General features: G+C 72.3%; 15 protein-coding genes. 9 read left to right on the top strand and 6 right to left on the bottom strand.

From position 1 onward, the window contains the following. Window positions 1–162: 162 nt before the first annotated feature. Complete coding sequence (locus O7543_RS04075; protein WP_281555100.1) at window positions 163–957, top strand: siderophore-interacting protein; 795 nt, start codon at window positions 163–165, stop codon at window positions 955–957. 66 nt (window positions 958–1,023) lie between these two features. Here the strand turns inward: O7543_RS04075 and O7543_RS04070 are convergent, their stop codons facing one another. Beyond that, window positions 1,024–2,139: a hypothetical protein gene (locus tag O7543_RS04070; protein WP_281555101.1), complete on the bottom strand. Its 1,116-nt coding sequence runs from the start codon at window positions 2,137–2,139 to the stop codon at window positions 1,024–1,026. A gap of 301 nt (window positions 2,140–2,440) precedes the next feature. On the opposite strand from O7543_RS04070, the gene O7543_RS04065 reads away from it, so the two are divergent. After that, window positions 2,441–4,138 carry a S8 family serine peptidase gene (locus O7543_RS04065; protein WP_281555102.1) on the top strand — a complete coding sequence of 566 codons (1,698 nt, stop codon included), beginning with the start codon at window positions 2,441–2,443 and terminating at the stop codon, window positions 4,136–4,138. Window positions 4,139–4,171: 33 nt separating this feature from the next. Here the strand turns inward: O7543_RS04065 and O7543_RS04060 are convergent, their stop codons facing one another. From O7543_RS04060 to O7543_RS04045, 4 genes are all read right to left on the bottom strand, one after another. After that, window positions 4,172–4,363 carry a hypothetical protein gene (locus O7543_RS04060; RefSeq protein WP_281555103.1) on the bottom strand — a complete coding sequence of 64 codons (192 nt, stop codon included), beginning with the start codon at window positions 4,361–4,363 and terminating at the stop codon, window positions 4,172–4,174. A 77-nt stretch (window positions 4,364–4,440) separates the two neighbouring features. Continuing rightward, entirely contained in the window at window positions 4,441–5,001 is a 561-nt protein-coding gene (locus tag O7543_RS04055; RefSeq protein ID WP_281555104.1) for a hypothetical protein, read from the bottom strand. A 28-nt stretch (window positions 5,002–5,029) separates the two neighbouring features. Further along, window positions 5,030–5,770: a CHAT domain-containing protein gene (locus O7543_RS04050; RefSeq protein WP_281555105.1), complete on the bottom strand. Its 741-nt coding sequence runs from the start codon at window positions 5,768–5,770 to the stop codon at window positions 5,030–5,032. Next, window positions 5,767–5,916, bottom strand: a complete 150-nt coding sequence (locus O7543_RS04045) for a hypothetical protein (protein WP_281555106.1) — start codon at window positions 5,914–5,916, stop codon at window positions 5,767–5,769. Before O7543_RS04045 ends, O7543_RS04050 begins: the two co-directional genes overlap by 4 nt. Window positions 5,917–5,981: 65 nt before the next feature. On the opposite strand from O7543_RS04045, the gene O7543_RS04040 reads away from it, so the two are divergent. From O7543_RS04040 to O7543_RS04015, 7 genes are all read left to right on the top strand, one after another. Then, window positions 5,982–6,146: a hypothetical protein gene (locus O7543_RS04040; RefSeq protein ID WP_281555107.1), complete on the top strand. Its 165-nt coding sequence runs from the start codon at window positions 5,982–5,984 to the stop codon at window positions 6,144–6,146. Between the two features lie 70 nt (window positions 6,147–6,216). Then, window positions 6,217–7,524: a cytochrome P450 gene (locus tag O7543_RS04035; RefSeq protein ID WP_281555108.1), complete on the top strand. Its 1,308-nt coding sequence runs from the start codon at window positions 6,217–6,219 to the stop codon at window positions 7,522–7,524. Between the two features lie 762 nt (window positions 7,525–8,286). Beyond that, window positions 8,287–8,520: a hypothetical protein gene (locus O7543_RS30135; RefSeq protein WP_348650072.1), complete on the top strand. Its 234-nt coding sequence runs from the start codon at window positions 8,287–8,289 to the stop codon at window positions 8,518–8,520. Then, window positions 8,520–8,690: a PaaX family transcriptional regulator C-terminal domain-containing protein gene (locus O7543_RS30130; protein ID WP_348650071.1), complete on the top strand. Its 171-nt coding sequence runs from the start codon at window positions 8,520–8,522 to the stop codon at window positions 8,688–8,690. The genes O7543_RS30135 and O7543_RS30130 overlap by 1 nt, the downstream gene beginning before the upstream one ends. A 49-nt stretch (window positions 8,691–8,739) precedes the next feature. Continuing rightward, window positions 8,740–9,861 carry a hypothetical protein gene (locus tag O7543_RS04025; protein ID WP_281555110.1) on the top strand — a complete coding sequence of 374 codons (1,122 nt, stop codon included), beginning with the start codon at window positions 8,740–8,742 and terminating at the stop codon, window positions 9,859–9,861. Between the two features lie 70 nt (window positions 9,862–9,931). Then, window positions 9,932–10,195, top strand: coding sequence for a hypothetical protein (locus O7543_RS04020; protein ID WP_281555111.1), 264 nt, complete (start codon window positions 9,932–9,934; stop codon window positions 10,193–10,195). Continuing rightward, window positions 10,192–12,093 (top strand): HEXXH motif domain-containing protein, encoded by a 1,902-nt coding sequence (locus O7543_RS04015; RefSeq protein WP_281555112.1) that lies wholly within the window; start codon window positions 10,192–10,194, stop codon window positions 12,091–12,093. Before O7543_RS04020 ends, O7543_RS04015 begins: the two co-directional genes overlap by 4 nt. Window positions 12,094–12,139: 46 nt before the next feature. On the opposite strand, the gene fxsT is transcribed toward O7543_RS04015, so the two are convergent. Continuing rightward, window positions 12,140–16,069 (bottom strand): FxSxx-COOH system tetratricopeptide repeat protein, encoded by a 3,930-nt coding sequence (gene fxsT / locus O7543_RS04010; RefSeq protein WP_281555113.1) that lies wholly within the window; start codon window positions 16,067–16,069, stop codon window positions 12,140–12,142. Between the last annotated feature and the right edge of the window lie 35 nt (window positions 16,070–16,104).

Raw genomic sequence — 16,104 nt, 5'->3', positions numbered from 1 at the left:
GGAACACGGTGCCCCGACGCTCGCTGCGGGTCGGCCTTCCGGACACCAGCACCACCAACTAAGGTTAGCCAAACCTGACCACTCCGGGAGTCCGTGGCCACGCCAGCTGCACCGGCCGCTGCCGCTCGGCCGGGCGCGCTCCCGCGCGACTTATGGAGAGCGATGAGCTTCAAGGACGCCAAGAAGCACACCACGCTGTGTGTGGTGAACGTCGTCGGCACCGAACGGATCAGCCCGAACTTCATCCGGGTCACCCTCGGCGGCGACCAGTTGCAGCGCCTGCCCGACCACGGCTTCGACCACTGGTTCCGGCTTTTCCTGCCGCAGGAACACGGTGAGACCACCTTCGACCTGCCCAACCGGGCCGACACCATCGGCTACCTGAAGTACCTGCGGATCCCGTCGGCGACCCGCCCACACCTGCGCAACTACACGGTCCGCGCGTTCCGGCCGCAGGCCCGCGAACTCGACATCGACTTCGTCGTACACGGCGACGAAGGGGTCGCCAGCCGGTGGGTGCAACGCACCAGGGCCGGTGACACGGTCGCTCTGCTCGACCAGGGCCGCGGCTACGAATTCGCCCCCGACACCACGTTCCACCTGCTGGCCGGCGACGAGACCGCGCTGCCGGCGATCGTCGGCATCCTGCGGGATCTACCACGCGACGCCACCGGTCTGGCCGTGGTCGAGATCCCCGACCCCGCTGACACCCAGCCGGTCGACGCGCCCGCCGGGTTCGAGGTCCGTTGGTTGCCCCGCCCGGCCGAGGCCCGGCCGGGCAGCCTCGCGCTCGCCGCGGTGCAGGCCTGGACGACCGACAGTCCGACCACCGTGTCCGCCTACTTCGCCGGCGAACAGGCCCTGCCCGCCGGGGCCCGCCGTCATCTGGTGGAAATCGGTGTCCCGAAGCGCCGGATCAGCTTCACCGGCTACTGGCGACTCGGCAAGACGCACTGAACCGGCGCTGCTCCGGCGCGACGACGAGGCCACCCGCGGTGCCCGCAGAGGTAGGTCACCCGGGCCTCACCGGTCCGCCCAGACCGTGACGTCGACCACCATCCGGGGTCGGGGCGGAGTCGGCGGTTCGACGACCTGGATCAGCGCGGTACGCCGCTCGTCGGTCAGCACGCACAGCTGGTCGCCGCGGCGGATCTCGCTGTGCCAGATCGTGGCCACCAACCGGCCCGGTCGCTGCTGAAACGTCCGGCACGCCTGGTAGCCGCCCGGCCGGCCAGCCCGCACGAGCGCGAACGAGGGCGTGTCCGACGCGCTGCGGATCCGGTGGCACTCGACGATGAGGTCGGCCAGGCCACCATCGCGGACCGGGCCGACCAGCCGCCCGGTGCTGCCATGGCCAGGCTCGCCGGTGTCGGCGTCGATCTTGTCGCGATAGTTGGTGATCACGTCCGTCGTCGCTCGCAGGACACAGCCGGTGCGGTGCAGCGCGACCGGCACGGGGGCTTCGACCGGCCGGTGGGCGGCCACCGCGTCACACGCGACGGTGGGCGTGGTCCGGGTCGGACCGGCGGTGGCTCCGACCGCGCCCGCGGTCACCACCAGGGCGCAGCCGGCCGTCATGGCCACCCACCATCGACGGCGCCCGTCACGGCGTACGGGCTCGGGATGCTCGTTCTCCCAGCGGTGGGCCAGACGCTCCCGCAGCAACCGGTGCCGAAACTCGTACACACCGCCCACCCGACGCAGTCCCTTGTGTCGTGACTCGTACGCCTGATCGAGGAAACGTGTCAGTTGCCACGGCAGCGGGCTGCGCGCAGCCAGCCAGATACGTGCGATCGTGAAGTGCAGCCAGGCCGCTCGGGCACCTCGCACGATCGCCGCACCGACGCCGAGCGTGAAGGCCGTGGCCATTACGGGCGGATTGTCGGCGGGTCTGACCACGAGCTTGAGCACGAGCCCGGCGAGCACGCCGGTCACGATCGGGCTGAACGCCATGCTCACCAGTGCGGCCCTGCGGTCGTTGCGCAGCACCCCGGACGGCCGGTCCCCCTGCGTCGTGTCCGTCATGACCTGGCCCTGCATCAGCAGCATGACCGCGCCGGCCGGCACCGCGATCAGGTAGCCGGCCGGTGCCATGTGCCAGGCCGGGTCGCGGCCGAACATCACCATCAGAATCGCCACGAACAGTGTGGCTCCGGCGGCCCCGAACGCCGCGCCCCTTGTCGACTCCTCGATCAGGATCCGCGGCCGCGAGCCGAGCCGCCAGGGTCAGGACAAGCAGTTTGTTCGAGCCACTGTAGACTGCAAAGGCGTGGCGGCGCACCTCCCCCCTGGGTGTCCAGCGAGGATCCGGCAGAGCACTCCGGACCGAACTGGCGGTCCGCCTCGAGATCAACCGGCGGTACAGTACCTCCCAGGACCGCGAAGAGTCGCCGTCCAACTGCATTGTGAAACCGGCACACTCCAAGAAAGGGATGATGTGGTGAGCAGACGCTTCACCGCCGGCGCCGTCGCGACCGCGACCGCGCTGGCCCTGCTGGGCGCCGTACCGGCCAGACCGGCCGCCGCCGCCCCCGACGCCGCAGGTGACGTCACCGAGTACACGGTGGTCGCTGAGGCCGGCACCGGCGCCGCCGAGGCGATGGCGGCCATCGAGACTGCCGGCGGCACCGTCACCGGCAGCACCGCCGACGTGGGCATGTACCAGGTCGTCACCGACGACGCCGAGTTCGCCGCCAAGGTCGCCGCCGCTCCCGCGCTGCTCGGCGCCGCAGAGAAGCGGGCCATCGGGTACGCGCCACGCCAGCGCTTCGACGCGGTGGAGCAGGAGCACCGCATCGCCGGCGCGGCATCCGCCGGGGCGGCCGGGCGGCGCGGCACCCGGATGGACCCGCTGGACGACAAGCTGTGGGGCCTGCCGATGATGCGGGCGGACAAGTCACGCCGGGTCGAGCCGGGCGACCGGCGGGTCACCGTCGGCATCCTGGACACCGGCGTCGACGGGCAGCACCCGGACCTCAAGCCCAACTTCAGCTACTCGCTGTCGCGCAACTTCGCCCCCGACATCCCCGACATCGACGGCCCGTGTGAGGTGGAGTCCTGCCTGGACCCGGTCGATCGGGACGACAGCGGCCACGGCACCCACGTCGCCGGCACCATCGGCGCCGCCGCCAACCGCTTCGGCCTGTCCGGCGTCGCCCCCAACGTCACGCTGGTGGCACTCAAGGGCGGCCAGGACTCCGGCTACTTCTTCCTCGACTCGGTGGTCAACGCCCTGGTCTACGCCGGTGACGCCGGCATCGACGTGGTCAACATGTCGTTCTACATCGACCCGTGGCTGTACAACTGCCTGGACAACCCGGCCGACTCCGCCGAGGAGCAGGCGTCGCAGCGAGCCACCATCGAGGCGGTCAACCGGGCACTGCGGTACGCGCACAAGCGGGGCGTCACCCTGGTCGGCTCGCTCGGCAACAACCACGAGGACCTGGGCGACCCCCGCCCGGACTCATCCAGCCCCAACTACGGCGGCACCCCCCGGCTGCGCACCATCGACAACGACACCTGCTGGGACCTGCCGGTCGAAGGCGCGCACGTGATCGGTGTGTCGGCGCTCGGCCCGTCAAAGGCCAAGGCGGACTACTCCAACTACGGCACTGAGGAGATCTCGGTCGCCGCGCCCGGTGGCTGGTTCCGCGACGGCTACGGCACGCCGACCCACCGGACCTACGACAACACCATCCTGTCGTCGTACCCGCTGCACGTGCTGCAGGAAGAGGGCGCGGTCGACGCCGACGGCAACATCGTGCCGGACGCCGAGTCGTACGTGTTCAAGGAGTGCACGTCGGCCGGGGTGTGCGGCTACTACACGTACCTGCAGGGCACCTCGATGGCGTCGCCGCACGTCTCCGGGGTGGCCGCGCTGATCGTCAGCCGGTACGGCAAGCGCGACGGCCACCGGGGCGGGCTGACCCTGGACCCGGACAAGGTGGAACGGCACCTGTACCGGACCGCGGCCGACACGGCCTGCCCCGAGCCGCGCCTGGTCTCCTACGCCAATGAGGGCCGGTCCCCCGAATGGGACGCCTACTGCGACGGCAGCACCAGCTTCAACGGCTTCTACGGCCACGGCATCGTCGACGCCTTCGCCGCGGTCACCCGGCCACTGCACCACCACCACTGAGGACACCGCCGGCCGGCGGCCGGGGTGGGCTGATCACCGCCCATCCCGGTCGCCGGCCGAAGCCAAGCCGGCGCCGGCCGCCGCCAACCGGTCGGCCAGCGCCGGATGGGCCTGCCGCAGCCGACGCGCGGCGGACCGGTCGTCGAGCAACTGCCCCCACAGCACACCTCGAGCCTGGTCGAGCAACGCGACGCCGGCACCCGGATCGCCGCCGTCCACCGCCACCGCCGCCGCGTCGGCGCCGAGCAGTTGCCAACGCGCCAGCGCGTCCTCCTGGCCGCTGCGGCTGCGCCCACGCCAGCTCAGCCGGGGAGCTGGTCCAGAGCCAGCCGGTAGCCGTCGGCGGCGGCCAGCTCACCCCGCCCGGCATGCAGGCCGGCCAACTCCACGGCGGAGCTGACCAGCAGGTCGACCGGCGACGACGGGTCCTGTAGCACCTGCCGCCAGGCGGCCGATTCCGGGCCCACCCACGAGTCCGGGTCGAGGCCGCGCCGCTGCCGGTAACGGTCCCGCAGGGCCAGCGACAGGCCGTACCGCAGCCAGGCTGCCGACACGGCGGACGCGGCTTCCGACGGCATCCGCGCCAGCACCCGCGTTCCGCGCTCCCCCGCCTCGACCGCCCGGTCGAGGTCGGCGGCGTCACCGTCCTGGCGCCAGCGACGACGGTAGATGCTGACAAGGTTGTTCAACCAGATGACCAGGTCGGCAGCTGCGCCGACCTCGGCGGCCCGCACGGCGGCCTCGCCGAGCCCGACCGCTTCGTCGATGCGGCCGACCGACTTCAACCGCAGCGCGTGCATGGTTAGCGCCGCCGGCCGGTCCCGGTGCCAGTGCGGCAATTCGGCCAGCAGCCGGATGCTCACCTCCAGCGCGGTGTCCCGGGCATGCTCGTCACGGAACGCATTCCACCGGTCGGCCGCGAGCGAACTCGCCCTGGTGCTGCTGCTGGCTGAGGTCGGTGACGGTGAGCGCGCCGTCGTGCAGCAGCAGATTGCCGTCGGAGGGCCGCTGCAGGTTCTGGTCGCCGTGGCAGGCGAAGTGCGCCCAGCTGTGCCCGGGCAGCTGGTCGAGCACGACCTGTTCCCGGGCAACGTTGCGCAGCGGCGGCTGGCCGGGGGTGTGTGGCAGCCCGACGACCAGCATCCGGGGGTCGGTCGGACCGTCCCGGCGGGCCTCGACTGCTTCCCGCAGCACCCGCAGCGTCGGCGTGTAGGAGGAGACCACCCGGTCGATGACCGTACGCGGGGGCGTGCCGGTCAACGGACCACCGGCGGCGCGGTGGTGGCCGGCGGCGTGCAGCGGCAGCAGCGCCAGCGGCCCGGTCGGGCACCACCATATCCGCGGCCACGACGTGCCGGCCGGTGGCGTGTCGGCCAGGCCGAGCGCGTCGAGCACCGGCCCGGCCACGTCGTCCCAGAGCCATTCGAGCACGTCGCCGAGGGTATCGTCGTCGGCCAGCGCCGGCACGGTGTCGAACTCCCGGGCGGCGCGTTCGGCGACGCCGAGGCTGGTCAGGTAGGCGTCCGCCCGCTCGGCCACGGTCCGTGCGGTGAGCCGGGGCAGCTCGACCACCCGTACACCGGCGGGTTCGACGATCAGCGCGTCGCACCGCCACCGGCTGACGTTGATCACCGCGGTCCGCTGCCGGTTGTCGGCAGCAAGGTGGACAACCGGGGCGGCAGCAGGAAGTCCTCGAAGCCGGGCAGTCTGCGGACCTGGGCGACGGTGTCGTCCCATTCCCGGGCCGCCGCCATCCGCCGGTCGACTTCGCGTGACACCGCCAGATCCGTCGGACCCTCCTCGTCAGACTCTGCCACATTCCTGTCGGACAGACAGTTACGCCGTGACGGCGTTGTGTGCGGCGTCCTCAGGTGACACGATCAAGAAGCATCTACTCAATCCGATCGAGGAGGTGGACATGCGGACGTTGCGGCACCTGGCAGCCCGACTGGTGGGCAAGAGGCGGATCAGCGGCCGGTACGACTGGTGGTACTACCACCAGGCGTAGAGCCCGTCGGACACCGGGAGCAAAGGCAGGACCTCGGCAGCGGGGTCCTGCACGCGGTTAGGAGCCGCAGATGGCACCACTGAAGCAGGGCGACCGACCACCGGGGCCGCGCGGGCACTGGCTCACCGGCAACACCCCGGCCTACGAGGCCGACCGGATCGGCTTCATCCAGCGCAATCATCGCGAGTACGGCGATGTGTTCACCTTCGACGAGCGCACCGTGTTCGTGATCGACCCGGAACTGGCCAACGATGTGCTCACCCGGCCGGGCAACGCGTTCCTGCCCGAGCTGGCCCCGTTCGACGCCCGGCCCGATCTCGACCGGGCCGCCGAGCGGGCCGAGGCCTGGATGCCGGCGCGTCGGGCCGCGTGGGCCGGTCTCGACCGACAGGCCAGCGCCGCCTTCGACGGGCGTACCGTCGAGATCCTCGACGCGGCCCTCGACGCGGCCGCCGGCCGGGAAACCGACGTGCTGGCGATGATGCGACGGTACGCCGCCGCGACGATCGCCGACTATTGCTTTGGCGTTGACGCCACAGGGTTCCCGGAGCTGCTCGCCGAGGGCGTCGCCGCCACCGCGCCGTTCGAGACCGCGAAGTACGGGTTCGCGGCCTGGCTGCCGGTGCGCCGCAACCGTCGGTTCTTCCGCGCGCACCGCGCGTTCACCGACGCCCTGCTATCGGTGGTGCGACGCCGTCGGGCCGGCACGTCCAGCAAGGCCGGCACGTCCACACCGGACCTGCTGGACGTGCTGCTGGCCGCCCGGCCGGTCATGCCGGACCGGGCGGTCGTGTCGACGCTGCGCCCGGTCCTGCTCGGCGGACACGGCGTGCCGGCCGCCGCGCTGACCTCGCTGACCTGGGAACTCGCCGGCCGACCGGAGCTTGTCGCCGCGCTGCGGGCGGAGGCGGGCGGGCCGGCCGGGTCCGGCGACCCGCCGCCGGCGGCCCGGCTACCGCTGGCCGAGGCCGTGGTCAACGAGGCGCTGCGGCTGTATCCGCCGGCGTGGCTGATGACGCGGACCGCCCGTACGACCACCGGGTTGGGTCCGTGGACGCTGCGGCCCGGCGACGAGGTGCTGATCGGCGCCTACCTGATCCACCGGGATCCACGGTGGTGGCAGCGGCCCGACGAGTTCGACCCCGGCCGGTGGGCGGCCGGTCGGCCGGCACCGGGGGCGGCGTTCCTGCCCTTCGGCGCCGGGCCCCGGGTCTGTATCGGTACGGCGTTGACCATGCGCCAGCTCACCCTCACCGTCTCCCGGCTGGCCCAGCGCGGCTCGGTGGAGTCGTCGAACGCCGCCTCCATCCGGCTGCGGTTCGCCGGCCGGCTCACCCCAGCTGGCCTGCTGGCGCGATTTGTCGACGGAAAGTCGTGACCACATCCCGTTGCGTACATAGATCCGGTGTGCAAAGGTCGTAAGAATCACTCACCTCGATCGAGCGAGGAGGTAGCCATGCGGACACTGCGCCACCTGGCCGCCCGACTGGCCGGCAGGAAGCGGGTCAGCGGCCGGTACATGTACTGGCCCTACCACTACGAGTAAACCGACCCGGCGGACGACGTCGACGACTGCAGGACAGGGTCCCGGGGCCCCGCCGATCGGCCGGGCCCCGGGACCCTCCTGTCTGACCGCCCGGACCGGTGGTTCAGCCGCTGGCCAGCTGATTGTGCAGGCGGCACCGTTGATGGCGCTGGAGCCGGTGTTGGTGATCCGGAAGTCGACCGCCTGCTGCGGCAACGAGTACGGCACCAGGGTGTCGGTTCCGCCCGGGCTGCTACCGAAGTTGGTCACCTGGACCATCGACGTCCGGGTGGTAACCGGCAACCCAGGTCACCTGCGCAAATCGGAATCACGCCGTCTACAGTCGGTACCGCTGCCCCCGAGCCACGCCGGAGCGCTCGTGACGAGCCTGTTCAGCATCGAGGAGATCTATCCGGAGGAGGCGGGCCGGCCGGTGCGGCTGCCCCGACGGCAGACCGGCAACTCGCCGCAGTGCCTCGCGGTGACCCTGCTGGCCGACTACACCCTGCGGACCCGCGCCTGGCTGCCGTCGGCCGCCATCGTCGCGCTACTCGTCGAATCCGGCATCACCCCCGCCGGGCCCGGACCGCCATCAGCCGGCTCGCCCGCAATGAGGTGCTCGAGGGCAGTCGACGCGGTCGGCACAGCTCGTACCGGCTCGCCCACGCCGCCGCCAGCCCGGCGATCGGCGGACACTGGATCCTCACCGCCACCGCGACGGCCCGGCCGTGGGACGGCCAGTGGGCCCTGGTCGCGTTCACCTTGCCGCAGGAGCACAGCGCGCAACGGCGGGCGCTGCGCGGCCAGCTCCGGTGGCTGGGGTTCGCGCCGCTGCACGACCCGAAGTGATGGACACCTTCCGGCGGTTCCCCACCCTCGATCCACAGCTGCCGGTCGAGCTGCTGCCGGCCAACTGGCTACGGGATCCCGCCCGGGAGGTCTTCGCCGCCGTCTACGACAAGTCTCGCCGACGTCGCCCAACGACATGTCCGGGCAGTCGTCACCCGCTCCGCCGGTGACGCGGCCCCAGACGACGCAAGCCGGGTCGGCGACCCGTACCGTCGGACGGTGACCACGACCGGGCCGCAGCGCCCCGACGTCCGCGTGGTCGCCGTCGGCGTCGGCGCCTACCAGGCCGGCGACGGCTGGACCCTGACCGGGCCGGTCGACGACGCCGTCCGGATCGCACGGTTCTTCGTCGCCCACGGCGTACCCACCGGAAACGTGGACCTGCTCACCGACCCGGCACCCCCGGCCGACGACCTGCCGGCTGGGGTACGGCGGCGACCCGCCGACCGCGCCACCGTCCGCCAACTGCTGCTGCGCGAGCTGCCTGCCAGCTCCGCGCGGGAACTGTACGTCTACTGGGGCGGCCACGGCTTCGTCGACCCGCGTCGGCGACGCCGGCTGTACTACGCCGACGCCACCGACGCCGACGCCGTCAACCTCGACCTGGACTCGCTGCTGGCGACGTACGCCTCCGACCTCGTCGCGGTGCTGCACCGGCAGCTGTGGCTGGTCGATGTCTGCCAGACGCACGGCCCGGCCCGGCCGCGCCGGATCGACGGGCACGAGACCTTCCCGAGCGGCGACCCGGTCGCCGGACGCAGCCAGGACGTGCTGTTCGCCGCCGCCGTCGGCCAACCCGCCGCCAACCTGGACCGGCAGCGGACCGGCCTGTTCAGCCGGGAGCTGCTGCGGTTGATGGACGCCGACGGCCTCACGGCGCTGGCCGACCCGCAACGGCTCGCGGAGCGGCTGCGGGCCCGGTTCACCACGCTACGGGCCGACGGTCTGACCGGGCAGACCCCCACCTATCTGTGGTACCGCGACGCGTCCGGCGACGAAGGTCTGCTGCTGGCGGCGGACCCGGGCGGGTCGCGCAAGCCCGTCGAGAGGCCGGTGCGGCCGTCGACGGCGGCGATCGGCGCGGTGGTGGACGCGCTGTTGGAGATTCCGGAGTTCCGCCGGCCGAACGACCGCGAGGAACTTCTGTCTTTGCTGCCCCCGTCGGTGTACGCCTCGATCCGGCGCAACCCGGCGACCCGGATCGACGCCGTCAGCACCGTCCGAGGCTGCCTGCACCACGCCACCGGACTGTCCGAACTCGTCGCCGCCGTACGCTTCTTCACCAGCGACGACGCTGCCGTCGACCACCTCGCCGAGACGGTCCGGCGGCTCGCCGGGTAGCTACCGCCGGTCGACGTCGGCGCTGTGACGCATGCGCCCCGGCGCTTCCGTTGCCGTGCGGGGATAAGCGATGATGAGGACATCGACCGTCACCTTTCGTGAAGGGCTACCGCTGATGGACAGCACCCCGGCCGGTATCGAGTCCGAGATGCTCGATCTGTCGACGGTGGACGTGGCGACGCTGCGCGGCGTCGACGACTCCGACATGACCGCCGCGATGGTCCGGGTACGGCAGCGGATCGCCGACGCCGAGGGCAGCATCAGCGGCTACAGCGGATCGTTCGCCAGTCGGGCCACCGGAGCCGACCCCCTGGCGGAAGACCGGATCGGTTGACGGGCCGGGCGGCGGTACCCACCCACGCAATCGCCGTCGACGACTTCCGGCAGCTGGCCACCACCGGCGGCGACGAACGGACCGCAGCAGCCCTGCGCGGCTCCGAACGTAGCTGGCGGCTGACCGCGCTGCGCGCACTGGTGGACGCCGTCGCGCGCCGTACCGACGCCGCCGGCCCGCTGTCCGGTGTCGACACTGCGTGGCAACTGCTGGTCCGTGCCGACCGCGCCGACCCGGACGCCACCGAGGAGGTCGTCGCCCAACCGCAGGTCGGCATCTGGGTGGCGCACACCCTGCGCCGGCTCACCTCGGCAAGGTCCGGCGATCCGCCGCTCTGGGTCGACGTCGGCTACCTGCACTCGCTGGCCGCCGCCGCTGCGGTCCGCGCCGGGCTCAGCTTCGACCTGGTGGTCCCGGCCCGCCACGGCCACCTCGCGCTGCCCACCGTCGCCGCCGTGGAACTCCCCCCGCGGATCGAGCGGGTACAGGTGGTCGCAGCCGCCGGCACGGTCACGGTCACCGCGGGCGGCGGCGACCCGGTCGGCCCCGGCGACCCCCACTGGCATCCGCCGGTCCGGCTGGTCGCCACCGCTGGCGGGATCGACCTGCGGGTGGAGCTACTCGATCGGGACGTCTACCGGGACCTGCGCGGACCAGCAGCGCCGGCACCGCTGAGCACCGACCAGGTGCGCCGCTGGCAGGCCCAGCTCCAGCAGGCCTGGGAGCTGCTGGTACGGCAGCAGCCGCAGCGCGCCCGGACGGTCGCGGCGATCCTGCGGACCGTCGCGCCGTTGCCGGCCCGGGAACGGTTCCGCCAACTGTCCGCCTCCGGCGCGGAAGCCTTCGGCACCATCCTGCTGTCCGAACCGGACGACGCCACCCAGCTGGCGATGACGCTGGTACACGAGATCCAGCACCACAAACTGGGCGCGCTGGCCCATCTGCTGACCCTGGTGAACGACGATCCCGACCGGCGGTTCTACGCACCATGGCGCGACGACCCGCGCCCCGTCGCCGGGCTGCTGCAGGGGGTGTACGCGTTCGCCGGGATCACCGACTTCTGGCGAGTGCACCGGCGGCACGCCCCGGCCGGGCAGGTCGCGTTGGCCAACTTCGAGTTCGCGCTCTGGCGTCGCCAGACCCGGCACGCGGTGCGGTCACTGCTCGACTCGGGCCGGCTGACCGGGCACGGCACCCGGTTCGTCGAAATCCTGCACGACACGGTCGCCACGTTCGGGACCGAGCAGGTACCGGCCGGCCCGCAACGGTTGGCCGACCGGATGGCCGTCGACCACCGGGCGCTGTGGCGGGCGCACAACCTGCGGCTCGACGCCGCCGCCCGGACCGAGCTGGCCGCCGCCTGGGCCGGCCGACGGCCGTTGCCGGCCTGCCTGGCGGACGCCCGGGACGGCCGGCCGGCCACGCTGACCCGCCCCGACCGGGCCTGGTTCGACGCCCGCGCGGTGCTGACCCGCCACCGGCTGACCGACCCGGCCGGCTTCGACCGACTGACCGCCGCCCCCGACACCGTAACCGGCCTGGTCACCGGCGCGACCGCCGCCGACGTCGCACTGGTCGGCGGCGACGCCGACCGGGCCCGCGCCGGCTACCTGCGGCAGCTGGCAGCCGATCTGGCGGCCGGGACAACGGCGGCGCACAGCTGGATCGGGCTGGGACTGACCTGGCCGGACGGGTCGACGCATCCGGCGGTGCGGGCCCTGCTGCACCGGCCGGAACTGGTGATGGAGACGCTGCGGCAGGCCGCCCGCCGGGGCGCCCCGGTCGACGTACCCGATCCGGTCGAGCTGGCGGCCTGGGTCGGTGCCGGACTGCCCGCCGACGCGCACCGGCCGGCGGATCCGGCCGGCTGGCTGCTTCTGAACCGGACCCGCCACTGAATCCGGGCCCGGCCGTACAGTTCCGGAGCGAACCCGCCGGGGCAGGTCACAGCGGCAGCGGATCGATGTCGCAGTTGGCCCGCACCCCGGCCGCCGCTGCCGCCGTCGCCGGATGCAGCTCACCGAACGTCGACCGGAACCGGTCGACGATGTCGTCGAACAGCAGACTCGCCTGGGAATCCTGGCCCAGCCCGCGCAGATCCATCGCGAGGTTGACCCCGCAGGCCAAGGTGATCGGATGGCCCGGACCGAGCTGCTCCGTACAGCTGTCGAACGTCTCGGCGTCGAGCGCCCGCGCCGTCTCGTACTCACCAAGTTCGTACAAGGCGCTGGCCAGGTTGACCCGGGCGGCGAACACCAGGGCGTGGCTGCCCCCGAGCCGCTGAGTGAGCCGGCGCAAGCCCTCATCGGCCATCTCGCGGGCCTGCTCGTGCTCACCGAGCAGGCGCAACGTCACCGCCAGGTCGACCTGCGCCCCCGCGGTGTGCGGGTGGTCCTCGCCGTAGAGCGCCCGCAGACCCTGCACGGCGGCCTCACCGGCCTGCCGCGCAGCCCGCAGGTCGCCGGTGACCCGCAGGTCGATCGAGACGGTCAGGTTGGCCAGCACACTGTCCGGGTGGTCGTCGCCGTAGCGGATGCGGAACCGCCGCAGCGCGTCGGTGGACAGGTCCAGCGCCTCATGGTGCTGGCCGGCCTTACGCCGGAAGCCGGCCAGCTGGTGACTCTGCCGGACCAGGTCCGGATGGTCGTCGTACTTGAGCACCCGGCGGGCGTCGGCGACCAGGTTCTCCTGGCTGGCGTGTGCCGTCACGTAGTCCCCCAGCTCACGCCGGTCCAGGTTGATACCGCCGAGGGTGTTCAGGCTGACCGGGTGGTCAGTGCCGTAGATGTGCACCAACTGTTCGTAGGTCTGCTCGTCGAGCTGCAGCGCCCGACCGAACAGCCCGGACAGCCGCATGCTGACCGCGAGGTTGTGCGCGGCCCGCAGCGTGAACGGCTCCTCGTCACCGAAGTTGCGCTTGGACTGCTCGTAGACGGTGATCGACCGCTCCAACGCCCCGTCGAAGTCACCGGCGACGCGATGGTCGGCGGCGACCGCACCGAGCGCGTCGAGCGTCTCCTCCTCAATGTCGCCGACCGTCTGCCGGTACAGCTGCAACGTCCGGGCGTTCAACTTCGCGGCGGCGGCGTAGTCGCCGACGACGAAGTACATGAACCCGAGCCAGGTCGCCATCCGCAGACTGTCCGGGTCGGTGTCGTCACCCCGGTCGATCCACGACCGGTACGCCCGCTGGGCGAGGTCGCGGGCACCGATGTGGTCGCCCCAACGCCACAGGTACTTCGCCTCGTTGAGCACCATGTCCCGGACCAGCTCGTTACGGCAGGTCTCCGCGCCGGACGCGACGATGTGCGGGTACAGCTCGGCGTAGCGGGGCCAGTGGTCGGCGTCGTCCGGCTCGTCCGGGTCGTTGCCGGCGAGCAGCAGGTGGGCGCTGTGCCGCAGGTCCTTGCGGTCCTGCTCGCTCATCTGGTGGATCAGCACCCGCTGGACCAGCCGGTGCATCTGCAACGAGTTGGTCCGGTGGTCGATGCGGGCCAACGACAACCGGCCGATGGTCCGGATCGCCTGCTTGAGCCGGATCGGGCTGCGCACCAGCGGATCCAGGTCGGGGTGGATCTGCAACCGGGGCTTGGACAGCAGCGACCGACCGATCGGCTCGGACGCGAAGAACGCGCAGACCTGCAGCAGACGCAGCGCCGACGGGTCCCGCTCCCGCAGCCCGTTGAGGGAGATGTGCCAGGCGGCAGCGACCAGCGGCGGGTAGTCCTGCTCCACCTCGGTCACGTCGTCGACGTCGGGTTGGCTGTCGTGCAGCAGCTGCAGGTACTCGTCGGCGGTCATCGTCGTCTCCGCGCGCCAGGCCGCTGCCTGCTCGATGGCCAGCGGCAGGTCACCCAGCGCGGCGGCGAGCCGCTCCGCGTCGCTGACCAGAAGGTCCGGGCCACGGCGGCGGAGCAGCTCGATGCTCTCCTGCCGGTCGAACACGTCGACCGGCAGGCCGCTGGCGATCTGGCCCCACCGGGGGTCGCGCGAGGTGACCACGATGCTGCCCGGCCCACCCCGGGGAAAGAACCGTTCCACGTCGTCGGGGTCCTCGGCGTTGTCGAACACCAGCAGCCAGTTGGCGTACGGGCGTCCGATGCGCAGCGCGTCGAGCACCGCCGGCACGGCGGTGTTCGCTGTCGCCGGCACCTGCAGGTCGAGCCGGCTGGCGAGCTCGGCGAGTGCGGACTGGATCTGCGCCGGACGCTCGGCGGAGATCCACCAGATCAGGTCGAAGTCCTGCTGGTGCTGGTAGACGTACTCGACGACCAGTTGGGACTTGCCGACGCCGCCGGCACCGTGCACCGCCTCGGGCAGCACCGCGGTGGTGCCGGCGCGCAGCCGCTGGTGCAGCGTGTCGAGCAGCGCCCGCCGGCCGGTGAAGTTGGCGTTGCGCGGCGGCAGGTTGCCGACGACGGCCGGCTGCTGGTCGCGTCGCTGGGTGCGCAGGACAGCGGTGGTCGGCGGGACGACACTGCCGGTCGGAGACACCGCACTCCCTTCTGGGTCGGGTCCGGGGTGGGGCGTCTGCTGCCGGGCGCCGAACGGGAAGGGCGCTCCCGGCGACGCCATTATGTCAGACATCGTCGGCTCCATACCTGTATGACTCGCTTGCGGATTTGTCGCCGGATTGCGGGATCTGCGGGCCCGGACCGGCGAACCCAACGCCCAACCGAGCCGTTCGGCGGCGACCAGGTTCGGGCCGCCCAAGGCCACGTGCACCGCCAGCTCGACCCGCAGAAACGGCTCGGACGCCGGGGTCACCCGGGGGTACGTGGCCTGGCGGGGGCTGCGGACCCGACGGGTCAGGTTCCGCACCGCCTCGATGTCCCGGCCAAGCTCACTCTCCACCGTGTACTGCACCTCGATGATACGGTCCCGGTAGCTCGACGCCAGCAACTGGTCACGAACCCCGTGGCGGAACTCGTACCGCAGCCGGGTGTCATCGCCGGACGTGCCACCGCCGTGTCGGACCGGCCGCATCAGGTCACTGGTCAGCACCTCGGTGAGATGCGCCGGGTCGAGCCGACCGGCGGTCCGCTGCACCGCCCGGATGATCCGCGAGGTCAGCGGAGCGGCGGCGAGCCGGGTCGCCAACGCGAACGCCCGGGGCGACGCCTTGGCCCGGAACCGGGCGACCAGCTCGCTCGCCCGCAGCGTCGACCGCGACCAACGCGGTACCCGCCCCGATCCCGCAACCCGATCCGACAAACTCACCAGCAGCGCCGGCATCCGCACTGTGCCGGCTGTCGCCCCGGCCAGCAGCCGAGCCCACCGCGACAGCCAGTCGCCGCCGCGCTCGATCACCGGCACCGCGGTCCGCTCCGGCCCGCCGGGCTCCGCCGCCGACCACGGGTCCGGCACGCTGGTCCGCCATGGACGCTCGGCGGTCGGTAGCCGGGCGCTGGCCGGGGTCCACAGCACTTCGGCGGTGTCCATTCCCCGGTCGTACCAGTGCTGCTGCGGCAGCACGTTGACCACGGCCAACGCCGCCAACGCCGCCCAGCCGACCAGCACCGGGAAGATCAGCCCGGTGGTCCAGGCCGGCGACCGGCCGTGCGTCACCAGGAAGACCACCGGCGGCCCGCCGTCACCCGACGGCACGGTCAGCGGGGCGTGCGGGGCGTCACGCCAGCGCACCGCGCCGTCGGCGACCACCACGGACCGGACCGACACCGAGGCGAAGCACTCCTGCTCGCGCAGCATCGCCAGGAAGTCGGCGAACTCGTCGGACCAGAACTCCATCACCGGATCGTCGTCGATGACGACGAGGACCTCACGACGACCGGCGATCTCCAACTGCCGGGCCGGCTCGGGCAGGGTCGGACGGACCGCAAAGGCCGACCCACGCGACGACAACGAATCCATCATGGAGCACCACCGGGGCGGATGGTGCCGCCGACCGT

It is taken from the genome of Solwaraspora sp. WMMA2080 (assembly GCF_027497395.1).
In the GTDB taxonomy this organism is placed as follows: domain Bacteria; phylum Actinomycetota; class Actinomycetes; order Mycobacteriales; family Micromonosporaceae; genus Micromonospora_E.
Note: the sequence above shows the minus strand (reverse complement) of the source record. Positions and strands in the feature narration are given on the sequence as shown.